Annotated in this window: 6 protein-coding genes; all 6 read right to left on the bottom strand. The window is 52.4% G+C overall.

The window, feature by feature from the left end:
* Positions 1-21: 21 nt before the first annotated feature.
* The 6 genes from Q3A88_RS07105 to Q3A88_RS07080 all read right to left on the bottom strand — a co-directional run bounded on the left by Q3A88_RS07105 (position 22) and on the right by Q3A88_RS07080 (position 12672).
* Positions 22-648: a hypothetical protein gene (locus Q3A88_RS07105; protein WP_039515149.1), complete on the bottom strand. Its 627-nt coding sequence runs from the start codon at positions 646-648 to the stop codon at positions 22-24.
* Positions 649-712: 64 nt separating this feature from the next.
* Positions 713-4786: an amino acid adenylation domain-containing protein gene (locus tag Q3A88_RS07100; protein WP_317177653.1), complete on the bottom strand. Its 4074-nt coding sequence runs from the start codon at positions 4784-4786 to the stop codon at positions 713-715.
* 77 nt (positions 4787-4863) lie between these two features.
* Positions 4864-10365, bottom strand: a complete 5502-nt coding sequence (locus tag Q3A88_RS07095; protein ID WP_317177652.1) for a polyketide synthase — start codon at positions 10363-10365, stop codon at positions 4864-4866.
* 141 nt (positions 10366-10506) lie between these two features.
* On the bottom strand, positions 10507-10779 hold the full coding sequence (locus Q3A88_RS07090) for a hypothetical protein (protein WP_233989615.1): 273 nt from the start codon (positions 10777-10779) through the stop codon (positions 10507-10509).
* Positions 10780-10877: 98 nt separating this feature from the next.
* Positions 10878-11150 (bottom strand): phosphopantetheine-binding protein, encoded by a 273-nt coding sequence (locus Q3A88_RS07085; protein ID WP_010279676.1) that lies wholly within the window; start codon positions 11148-11150, stop codon positions 10878-10880.
* Between the two features lie 10 nt (positions 11151-11160).
* The gene (locus Q3A88_RS07080) at positions 11161-12672 is read right to left on the bottom strand and encodes an amino acid adenylation domain-containing protein (RefSeq protein WP_110163477.1); all 1512 of its coding nucleotides are present in this window, start codon (positions 12670-12672) and stop codon (positions 11161-11163) included.
* Positions 12673-12783 lie beyond the last annotated feature (111 nt).

Genomic DNA, 12783 nt, shown 5'->3' with positions numbered 1-12783 from the left:
ATGCACTACCTGCAGCGCTGATCAGGCAGCGTTATCGTGTGCAAGTGACGACCAGCGATACTTTGGCCATCGGAAACTGAAGATCACCAGCAGTAGCGTAAGAGGCCATCCGCTGATGAGGACAAGCGTATCCATCGGCAAACCAGGCTGACGGGAAAGGAGGTAGATAATGATGGCTTTCACCAGGTAAACCAGAATCCAGACCAGTGATACCTCGTTCCAGACGCGGACGTACTGCGGTGTGCCATAAACGGGGAGTGTCTTAAGCGCTGGCGTGGCTTGTTCCGCCAATGTTTGTATGACCGGACGCCCCTTGATGCTGTAAATGGTAAAAATAATCACGGTTGAAATTGCGCCGCTGACCGACAAAAAGACGCTCTCTTGATGGATATCAAACAAGATGACGCCTTCCAGATAAAGGTAGTGGCTAAGCCCCGATACCAGAATGAGAGCAATGATTGGCAGATAACCTTGCCAACGGCTGATGAGTTGCAGTACACCGGAATAGATCGCGGTTATTAACAGCGCGACGCCAGCCCCCCATTGTAAAAATGCGATGTTATACATAACGACCGGTATGATGATGGTCAGAAGCGCATCGCGCGATACCAGATATCGCCAAACGGTTAACGACGGGGGATGGCCCATGTTTTCTCCTCACTTACGTCATAAAATCGCCGTTCTGCGTTTGAAACCGCAGACGGCGAATGTGTTATTGCCATACTTTTTTGAGCTGTTCGGCTATGCGGGAAATGTGCGGTGCGTTCATCATTGAGATATGATCGCCGGACGTCGGTAGTACCGTCAGGCAACCTGAAGTGAGGCGACGCCACCCCAGTCCTGACTCTGGCAGGCGGATACGACCGGGTAAAATATCTTCTGCCTCGACGATCAACACATCACCTGAGTAGCGCTCGCCACGGTAAGCATCCGTCGCATAGATATGGGTTTGCAGGATATTGATAAAGTCCTGAAATTCTCCAGGCCCAATCGACTCAGGCACCAGCCCCACACGTTTAAATTCGGCCAGAAAGCGCGACGTTCGTTGCGCATTGCTCATGTCTGCAAGCGACTGCTCTGAAAGATCGAAAGATGCACCGGTAAACAAAGCCACTTTATGCGCAAAATACGCCAGACGTTCCGCCTCGTTCATGTCTGCTGAGCCATCAATGTTGATCTCTGGAGCAGGCTGGTCCAACACTAACACCGTCGGTGTTATGCCTTTTTTCGCGAGCTGCTGCGCCATTTCAAAAGCGATAGTTGCACCGAGAGACCATCCTCCGAGTACCAGACGGGAGCGATGAACGATGTCGCCTGATTCTGAGAGATAGAAAGCGGCAAGCGCTTTGATATCGGCGTTATAAGGCTGGTTAACACTGAAATCCGGCACCTGAATGCCATAGATCGGGTAGCGCTCGCCCAGTTCACGCGCCAGCCCGGAATAACACAGCACGTTACCGCCAGCGGGATGGATCAGAAGCAAAGTGGGGTTATCTTCAGGCTGCCCACGATTGAGCGTCACTCTTGCGGCTTGAGTCTGCGATCCCTTGTCTTCAATCACGCGGGCCAACTGGGCAATGCTGCTGTTTTCGAACAGCTGCCCCAGAGACAGGGATGTCCCAAAGTGCTGATTAACGCTCAGGATGAGCTTTAATGCGCTGAGAGAATTCCCACCAAGGGTAAAGAAGCTCTCCTGCGTATCAATCGTCTCGCTTTGTAAAATGTCGCGATAAATTTCATGCAGGTCGTGTTCACGCTGATTTTCCGGGGCATGGAATGCTACGCGTTTTTCTGCTGAAGGCAGGGGTAACGCGGCATAATTTATCTTACCGCTGGCGGTTAATGGCATCGCGTCTAGCCATACCCAGCGTTCTGGCTGCATATAGTCTGGCAGCTTTTTTTGCAGCGCCGTTTTTACTGTGGCCTGACTGGGTTCATCAATGCCGCACAGGTACGCGGTTAAGACAGTTTCCCCGTGAGGCAGCGTGTTTTGTTTAATAGCAACGTGGGTCGCATTAGCAACCTGTTGTAATGCCTGTTCGATCTCCGTCAGCTCAACACGGTAGCCGCGCACTTTAACCTGACGATCCAAACGCCCCATAAATTCAAGATTGCCATCAGGCAGGAAACGGCCTTTGTCACCGCTGCGATAAAGTCGCTCGCCCTCAAGGTAAGGGTGAGGAATGAAGCGCGCGTTATTTTGATCTGGCAGGCCGATGTACCCTTCTGCGACATGCGAACCGCCCAGATAAATTTCTCCTGGTAATCCAGCCGGAACGAGCTGGTGGTAAGGATCGAGCAGCAGAACATGGCTATCAGACAGAGGTTTACCGATAGGCAAATAGTCGCCTGAAAGGAGTCTGAGATCGTCCGGCACCGGATAGGTGGTGACGCCGACGGTGCATTCGGTTGGCCCATAATGATTGAGGAGGCGGCAAGATGTTTGGAACTCGCGTACACGCTTGATGAGTGACAGAGGAACACGTTCTCCGCCGATAACCAATAACTGGCGAGGCAACAGCGCCTCAGCCTGCGGTGACGTCAATAACGTCGCTAAATGCGACGGCGTAATCTTTATGCAATCGACTGGGTATTGTGCCAGATAAGCGAACAGCTCCTGTGGGGAGCGGAGTAATTCGGTGCTGATCACGTCTAACTGACCTTGATGAATCAGTGCGGGGAACAGTACCGTGTGTGCCAAATCGGTGGTGAAGGATGAAAACATGCCGTAGCGAGCATCGGGCGGCAGGTTGAGAACGGGCCGAATGGCCTGACAGTAGTGGCTAAACTGCGAGTGTTTGACACGAACGCCTTTCGGTTTACCGGTACTGCCCGAGGTATAAATGATGTAAGCCGGACCATCCGTAGCCTGTGGCTGCGATGGGTTGCTTACCGGCATCATGCTGCGATTTTGTCTGACGTAGAGGCAGGGGAGCCCGTCACCGGGTGCCTGTTCGTCGATGATGACACAGCGGGCGGCGGAATTTTGCAGGATGAACTCAACCTGTTGTTCAGGGAGATCGATATCGATGGGAACATAGCATCCGCCTGCCTTTAACACGGCCAGAATCGCGACGACGTAATACTCGCTTTTCGGCATGAACAGCGCGACACACTCGCCATGAGCAATGCCGTCTTTCTGGAGCTGATGAGCCAGCTGGTTTGCCCGTTCATTGAGCTGAGCATAGCTGAACGTACGGCCTTCACAGCGAACCACGATGGCATCGGGATGTTGCTGTGCCTGTTGTTCAAACTGATGATGAACCGCTGGCGGGAATGTGTTAGCGGTCGGGCGGCATTGTGCGATTGTCGCGCGGCGTTCTTCGTCGCTTAACAGTGAGATATCCCGAACGGTTAACTGCGGCTGGGTGATTAAGGTTTCAAGAACCGTCCGCAGATCGTTCAGCATGCGCTGGATGGTGCTGCTGGAAAATAATGCGCTACTGTAGTTCATGGTGAACAGCAGGCCGTCGCTATCCTTGTCTTCTTCTACCCATAAATTCAGATCCAGTTTTGCGGTGCCGTAATCCACTTTTAACGGCTTATATTTGAACCCGCCATGGCTGCTGTGAAAATGGGGGAAGACCTGATACGTCAAGATTGCCTGAAAGATGGGATTGATCTGGGGATTACGCACATAGGTAATCTCGTCCAGAATATAATTGAACGGCACATCCTGGTATCTCAAGGTTTCTTCACACTCGGCGCGCGCGCCCTCAATCAGGGAGGCGACACTGGCATGAGGATCAATATCAAAACGTAATGGCAGGGTATTCATGAATAGCCCCATCATGTTTTGCGTGGCAGGTAAATTTCGGTTGGCAAACGGTGCGCCGATGATGATTTCCTGCTGCCCGCTGTATTTATGCAGCAGGAGCTGGTATGCCGTGAGGATAACGTGGAATTGTGTCGCCTGATGCTGTGTCGCACAGGTTTGTAAGCGTTGGCAGAAAGCCGCATCAAAGAACTGGCTGGCGATTCCCCCGGTGGTGCTCATTTTGGCTGGACGCGGGTAATCCGTCGCCAGATCTAACTGTCCTGTGATGCCATCCAACTTCTTCGCCCAGTAGGCCAGCCCGGTCTGGTATTCGCCCTCGGTATACCATCGATCTTCTGCCAGTGCATAATCGGTGAACTGGAGCGTTTTTTCGCTGGGTAATGTCCCGCCCTGTAGCAGACGAAAGTAGTTTTCCATGAGCATCTTGAAGAACACATTGACCGTCCACCCGTCGGAAATAATGTGATGAAAGGTCAGGAACAGCACATAGTCGTACTGATGGGTTTTGACCATATGGAGATAAACCAAGGGGCCATTTTCCAGATCAAAAACAATATTCCCTTTCGCTTTGGCCGTCTCCGAGACATATTTTTCAATGTCTTCTTCGCTGAATGCGGAGATATCTTCAAAGCTGAACGTGAAAGACATGTCGTCAGCAACGCACTGGCACACGTCGTTATCGACCAGCCGGAATGTCGTACGCAGAATGTCATGTTGTTGCATCAGATAGTCGAGCGTTTGCTGTACTCGCTGCGGCTCCATGTCGTGCTCGATCCTGCAGGCAAGCACATAGGGATTATTGTAGACCTGACTATCGTCAAGATATTGGGAGAGCATCCAGATGCGCTTCTGCGCGCTGGTCATGGGGAAATGTACTCTGCCGGGTGTCGCGTGCGGAACAATGGCTTTGCCTGAGGCTGCGTTGCCTGTTTTCTTCTTTTCTCTTGCTAGCTTTTTGAGTTCATCCAGGCTAAGCGAGGTCAGTTTTGCGGTGGGAAGCTGCGTCATTATCGAGTCTCATTTTGTGACATTCGGTTTTACATTAGCGGCCGCCTTCGAGATGCATACTGAAGGCGGCCGTTCCCTTATTCCTGCAATAAGGCTTCCAGCTCGGTAAGGATCAGCGTTGCTAACCCTTTCACGGTCTGGTTCTGGTAAAACAGATCAACGCGAATATCGATTTCAAATATGCCGGAAACGGTAGAAACGACCTGTACTGCCAGCAGCGAGTTACCGCCCAGTTCAGTAAAGCTGTCGTTAACCCCGATCCCCGAGATCCCCAGAATGGACTGCCAGACTTTGACGATCTCTTTCTCGATATCGTTTTCTGGCGCAACGTAATCCACTGAGAGGGCCGGCCGGGCATACCCTTCCGTTGCTTCGCTATCCTGCAAGATGAATTCCGGCGTTTCCTGTTCAGGGATCGACTCATAAATGAGCTGATCCAGATCGCTGGTGACGACGACTAACTGTTCAAATTCCAGATGCGCGAGCTGGCGTTTTATTGCATCCAGCCCTTCTGGCAACAGAATGTCTTTATCTGCCAGATTCACTTTTACTGCTGCTGTAGCTGCCGCTGATGTGTTTTCTGACGTAGCGAGCTGATTGCCCATCGTCATCTTCATCAGTGTGTAGTTTTCCAGGATCAGCAGTGGAACGCCCTCTGGTGAAAGGAACGTGATATCCATGACGATGGCGTTATCCTGCGGCTGATAAGCCTGCTTGAGCCTGGCGTGGACGTAGCACTCTTGCCCCAGTGGCGATAAGAAGGTCATCTTGCCATAGCTGATAGGCAGGAAATTCTCCTGTGTAATCAATGACAGGCAGGAGATGGCCGTAGCATCAATCACTGCGGGATGGTACGAGTAGCGGGTAAGATCGTGCGTATACTCGCTTCCCAGCACTTTGTGGATCAGCCATTCGTTATGGCCCTGAACAATCTCGCGGTGGTTGTTCCAACGCTGGCTAAACGACAGGAAATTCTCGCCTGTGTTGGCATTACCCAGCTCGGTGATAAACGGCGCGTAGGGAACCTGCGTGGTGCAGCGCTGTTTGATGGCGTCAATCGATTGTGGCGTGAGGTCAGCCGTTGGAGCGCCATGGCCTATGCTTCCGAACGCGTGTTCTTGCCATGCCAGCTCAAGCACGCCCCGAGTCTTGAGGCTGAACTTATAGCCTTTCCCCTCTGGCGTGGTGAATAGCCTCATCTGACGCGGCCAGGCATCGGTATAGATCACCGGCTTGGTCAGCATCAGGTTCTTGACCTGAAGGCTTTCCTGAGGCTTAAAGCACGTCATGAATTCATGCAGCAGCGATAAGATTGTCGCCCCCACCAGTGAAGGTTGTTTCGCAAGGCGGTGCTCATCGATAACCCAGTCCTGCGTGGTGAGATTGACCTGATAGCTTTCCTGCGTGCCTTCACGTTCCAGGTGCGTCAGCAGGTCGCCTTTGGTTTCCTCAACGGCAGCCAGCTTGCTGTTTTTCTTCTCCTGCAGCTGTTTGCCCCAACGGACAGCCATTCCCACATCGCCCCATTTTCCCCAGTTCAGCGAGACGGTACGCCCACGACGATGCTGGTTGCGATAATGCGCAAAGGCATCCATAAACGCGTTACCCGAGCAGTAATCAATGCGGGCTTCGTCACCGACGATGGAGGTAATAGAAGAGAATAAAATAAAGAAGTCAGGCTGTTTGTCCTGCAGCAGCTCATCCAGAATGAGCGATCCTGCCACTTTGGGGTCAAGCACGCTGGCGCAATCGGCGTCATTCTTCAGAGCAATGATACCGCCGCCAGCCACGCCTGCCGTATGGAACACGCCATCGACCTGCGGGAACGCGGATAACATCTCGCGCATACCGTGATAGTCATTCACATCGACCTGTGCCAGATGTACCGTGTTGCCACGGGCTTCCAGACGTAAAACGCTCGCCAGTTTTTCACTGATAGGATCGTCAACCGGATGCTGTTGGATCCAGGCTTGCCACTCTTCGCGCGGCGGTAACGCTGCACGGTAAGTCAGGATGATCGCCGCATTACTGTTTTCAGACAGGTGGTTGGCGAGCAGTATCCCCAATCCGCCGAGGCCGCCGGTGATGAGGTAGACGCCGTCGTCTTTCAATTCCGCAGGTAAACCGAGGGCATCCTGCTTCAGATGTACGGCCTGATAACTTTCTTCCCAGCGCTGGTTTCCGCGGTAAGCCACCAGATTGCCGTGTGTGGCGATATGGCTTTCTGCAATCAGGCTGTGGGCAAACTCATCAAGCTGTTCGGCATTTTGTTTAAGATCGATATCCACCAGATGGCATTGCACTTCAGGATACTCGTGATAGAACACACGCGAAGGCCCAACCAGTAACGCATTCTCTGGTGACGCGATGCGCTCACCCATCACGCTGAACGTGTTGCTGGTGGCGAAGGTCACATGCAGATCGTCCAGCAAATTCTCGTTCACCAGCGCCTGCTGGAGATACAGGGCAGGGTAGAACGTGTTCAGCGGTGAGGAGAGATAGGTGTAGTCAAGCGGCTGGACCTGTTCCGCCGCCGTCAGGTTCCATAAATACAGGATACGTGATGGGCGTAATCCTTGTTCTGTCAGGCTTTTCAGCAGCCGGACATAGTCGGCACGCGAGGATGCATCGAGGGTGTATCGGCCTTCAGAAAGCGCTTCCTGATACTGCGTTCCCGGGCTGACGAAAAAGACCTTATGCCCGTCCTTTTCCAGCAGTTGTTTCGCACGTTCGGCGATACCCAGCGTATCCGTCAGCAGCAGCCAGCAGGTGTTCTCTGCTTCAACGCGTTTGCCCGCCATATATTTCGCCGGAATAGTTTTCTTCCAGGTCGGCATATAGAACCAATCGCCGATGTCCGCCTGTTTCCGCTTTTTAGCCTTAACGGATTGCTCATTCTGCATGTCATGACTGGCTGACGACAGGGCTGGCAGGGCGAAGCGTTTACGCTCGAAAGGGTAGCCCGGCAGCGGGATACGGCGACGGTGCTGTTCTGGATGATGCTGCTGCCAGGGAACGTTTACGCCGCTTGCCCAAAGCGCACCGAGCGTCGACAGGAGATGCTCGCCGGATAAGGCCACGTCTTTCGCCGTTGGCAGGGAGGCATAAATCAACGCGCCGTCTTCTGCGCTGAAATGTTGCTTGGCGGACGATTCCAGCGAACGTCCCGGTCCGACTTCAAGGAACACGAAATCATGATGTTCTTCAGCCATCAGCGTTTTGAAGGCGTGGGAGAACAGCACCGGATTGCGTACGTGACGCACCCAGTAGTCGCTGTTCTTCGCCAGTTCTTCCGTCACCCATTCGCCGTTAACGGTAGAAACAAATGGGATCTGCGGCGCGTGCAGCGTGATGCTATCAATAACCTTTTTGAAGGCGGGCAGCATGGGTTCCATCATGTGTGAGTGGAAAGCATGCGAAGTATCCAGATGTTTGCAGAAGATATTGCTGTCTTCCAACTGCTGTTGGAAACGCGCGACATCGTTTGAAGCACCGGCGATGACACATAATCCAGGGTAGTTAACCGCCGCAATTTCCAGCTTGCTACCGTGAAGTTTAGCCTTCAGGCTTTCTTCATCGAGCAGGACGGCAAGCATATCTCCCGCGGGTAATGCCTGTACCATCTTGCCCCGCATCGCGACGGCTTTCAGCGCATCTTCCAGTGAGAACACGCCGGACAGGCAGGCTGCCACGTATTCCCCCACGCTGTGACCGATCATGACATCCGGCTGAATGCCCCATGACATCCACAATTTTGCCAGACTGTACTCGATCACGAACAGGGAGGGCTGGGTAAACTGGGTTTCATTGATGCGGGACTCGGCGATATTATCGCTGTCCTGAAAGATAATCGACGTCAGATTGACGTCCAGAATGGGCTCCAGATAGTCACAGCATTGATCCAGGCTCGCGCGGAAAACATCGTAGGTGTCGTACAGTTCACGCGCCATATTTACGTACTGATTGCCCTGTCCCGGGAACATAAACACGACGGATTTTTGGTTTTTTCCCTGCGGCGTCACCACTAGTGAAGGTTGATCCAGCTTGGCCAGCAGTGAATCGCGATCCTTCCCGATAATAGCCGTGCTGTGAGAGAACTTTTGTCTCCCAACCTGCAAGGTGTAGGCGATATCAGCCAGATTGGCATCGTCATGCGCATTGAGATAGTCACGCAGGCGATGTTTCATGTCTTCCAGCGCCGTGCGGCTTTTCGCGGAGAAAGGCAAAACCAGCAGGCTGTTGTCATGGGTATCGCCCGCTTTTAGCGACGGTGCGGCTTCTAAAATGACACAGGCATTGGTGCCACCGACGCCAAAAGAGTTCACCAGCGCACGATGCGGTGTTTCTGACGGTTCCAGCTCACTGAGTTCGGTGTTCATGATGAACGGGCTGGTTTCAAACTCAATGTTAGGGTTTGGCGATTCAAAGTGGAGCGAGGCTGGCAGTTTGCCGGTTTCCAGCGCCAGTGACGCTTTGATGAGGCTGGCCATGCCTGACGCCGCGTCCGTATGGCCGATGTTGGTTTTCACCGATCCCAGACGGCAATATTGGGTTTTATCCGTGTATTCCTGAAACGTCTGTGTGAGCGAGGTGAATTCGATGGGATCGCCCAGCGCCGTCGCGGTGCCGTGAGCTTCAACAAAGTTGATCGTGGCGGGATCGAGCTGCGCATTGGCGATCGCCTGTTTGGCAACGGCGATTTGCCCGTCGATGCTCGGCGCGGTAAAACCGGCTTTCAGGTTACCGTCGTTATTCACTGCACCGCCTTTCAGTACGGCATAAATATGGTCGCCGTCGCGTACGGCGTCATTCAGTCGTTTCAGTAATACGACGCCAGCACCGCGGCTGAACACTGTGCCGTTGGCTCGCGAGTCGAAGGCATAGCAGCGGCCATCAGCGGATTCCATACCGCCTTGCATGTAGGGGTAACCCCGGCGTTCTGGCGTGTCCACGGAAACGCCACCCGCGACGATCAGATCGCTTTCCCCGTTCAGCAGGCTGTTCATGCCCATCACGACGGCGACCATCGCGGTTGAACAGGCGGTCTGTACGTTAACGCTCGGCCCTTTGAGGTTGAGCTTGTAAGACACTCGGGTCGTTACGTAGTCTTTATCATTGTTGGTGACGACCGACGCACCGCTGGCGTACTTCTGCACTTCAGGATGGGCATTCACTTTACTCAAATGCCAGGCGGTTCCCGTTCCGCCGAATATGCCCACTTTTCCAGGGTAGGTGGCAGGGACGTAGCCAGCATCTTCAAACGCGTGCCAGCAGCATTCCAAAAAGACACGATGCTGTGGATCCATAATTTCGGCATCGCGGGGCGTAATATCAAAAAAATTAGCGTCAAAGTGCTGTGCGTTACCCAGAATCCCCCGACGGCGAATATAGTTGGGCGAGGCGATCATCTCTTCTTCAATGCCTGACTCCCTCAGTTCTTCTTCACTGAATGTGCTGATCGTCTCCACGCCGTCCAACAGGTTTTGCCAAAATATTGCGGTATCTTCTGCACCGGGAAAGCGAGCCGACATTCCTACAATGGCAATATCCTTATCGCGGAACTGTTCTTGCTGTTTCATTTCATTACCTCACCGTGAATATATTCGCCTCCTATTTCACGGCGCAGGCCGCTAACCTTCTCTCTCCGAATACTATCCAGAGGAAGAAAGGTTGACGTCCTACGCCGTGAATATAGAAGGGACAGCTACATTAAAAGTTAATTACTTTTTGCTACCAGCAAAGCCAGCAGTAACCCGGCTGATTAGGCTTTGCAGGTTAGAGGCCGACGGGTGTTGCAATGATGCTTTGATTGAAACAGGAATGGCTGGAATAGACTTCGCACTCCAGTATTTCTTGGTGTTAGGAAGAATTTTCTGGCCAATCGCATAGTAGTGAGCGGGCTTGGATGAATTTTGGTGACTCAGAACAAATTTAATTGCCGAAGCCACTTTTGCTTTGACTGCCGAGGCAGCGTTCAATTGATTTGCAGACATGGTATTACCACCTATTATCAGTGAAATAAGGATGATGAAACACATTGCCCATTGTTGGGCGGTTATTCCCCTGGAGGATAAATACGCTTTTGGCGTAATTACTTCTTGCTGCTTGATTTCCCCGCGTGTACTTCGCTAATACGCTTGCTTAGCATCTGTACCGTTGGGTATTGGAATAAATCAACAATAGAGATAGGTGACTCCATTTTGTTTTTTATTTCGCGATAAACCTTGGACATCAGCAGGGAATTGCCTCCTGCATCAAAGAAGTTCTCTTGAATAGAGACTTTTGGATTATTGAGTACGGTCCGCCAGATAGAAATAATATTTTTCTCTATCTCGGAAGGTAATATTGCTTTGTCGTTTGACATTTTTTCACCATTAGTTATTTATGCAGGAACACAGCTTGGATTTATCAATTTTTCCATTGGGGTGCGTTGGCATTTTTTCCAACGCAACGAAATGAGAGGGCACCATGAAAAAAGGCAGAGTCTTGGCAAGGTGCGCTTTTATCTCTTGAATATCGATATGCTTTTGATGCCGTAATACATAAAATGCTGAGAGTGATGGCGCCGCGTTTTCCGAGCGCTTTTCGAGAATAACGGCAGCATGGTTAATTTGCGGCAGCGCCTGTATGTGCGTTTCTATTTCCGCCAGCTCAATACGGTGTCCGCGCAATTTAACCTGACTGTCTATTCGGCCAATGAACTCCAGAACGCCATCGACGCGCTGCTTAACCCAGTCGCCGGTTTTATACATTTTTTGCCCGGTCTGACGGCTAAACGGGTCATCAACAAATCGCTCCTGCGTCAGCTTTTCCGCATGCAGATAGCCTTTTGCCAGAATATCCCCTGCCAGATAAAGCTCACCGCTTTCCCCCACATCGACTGGCTGTTGCGCCTCATCTAATACATAAGCGATGGCGTGCGGGATGGGCTTGCCAATCGGGGCAATTTTTTCTTCTGCTCCCGGCTGGCAGAGCCAATGGCAGGCAAAGATTGTTGCCTCCGTCGGGCCGTAGAGATTGTGGATCTTTCCCGGATATTGCAGGGAGAGATCGTTGACCAGCGTTTGATCGAGCGCTTCGCCACCAGAAAAAATATGGCATAGAGAGGTGCAGCGAGATAGCACCTCCGCATCCACAATGACGCGCAGTGCCGTCGGTACGAACTGTGCGACCGTGACCTGATGACGGTGCATAAATTCAGCCAGCAGCTGCGGATCGTACTTGGCATCCTCGGTAATGACCGCACAGCTTGCGCCAGCGATCAGCGGCCAGAAAATTTCCCACACTGAGACATCAAAGCTGAACGTGGACTGGTTAAGGACCACATCGTCGTGCTGTAGCACGAAGGCGCTTTGCATCCACGCCAGATAATTGACCACTGTCCTGTGGCTGACCATGACGCCCTTTGGCGTTCCGGTGGAGCCGGAGGTGTACATCACATAGCAAAGCTGTTCTTCACTGACAGAGGGAAGCGTGTGAGTAGCCTGAACGCTCAGATCGATCTGGTTGATGTCAACGATCTCACGATGGCTTGGTGCCAGCGTAAGCGCGTGGGCATTGTCGGTAATGACCAGACGCGCATCGGCATGATTGACCATGTAATCCAGGCGCTCGTGCGGATAGTAAGGATCAAGCGGTAAATAGCAGGCACCGGTTTTCAATACGCCAAGCAGGCTGACGATCAGATTCGGGCTTTTATTCAAATAAATACCGACAACATCCTTCGGCCTTACGCCTCGCTGCAATAGATCGCTCGCCATTGCGTTTGCCCGCTGATCCAATTGCCGGTAGGTCAACGTTTCTGTATCGCTTCTCAGGGCGATGGCGTCCGGCGTTTGATGCCGCTGCTGTTCAAATAAGGTGTGGAGCACTCTTGCCGATGCCATGGTCTGATCCTCTGGTGATGCCAGGGGTCACGCCGGGCATCCTTTTACGCGTTATGCAGGTACGGCACACATGCACTATGCCGCTGAGTAATTGCCGCTGAGTAATATTGC

The organism is Pectobacterium sp. HCp5_1 (assembly GCF_032905925.1).
GTDB classification, from domain to species: domain Bacteria; phylum Pseudomonadota; class Gammaproteobacteria; order Enterobacterales; family Enterobacteriaceae; genus Pectobacterium; species Pectobacterium brasiliense_A.
The sequence above is the reverse complement of the archived record's forward strand: the minus strand, read 5'-3'. Positions and strand labels throughout refer to the sequence as shown.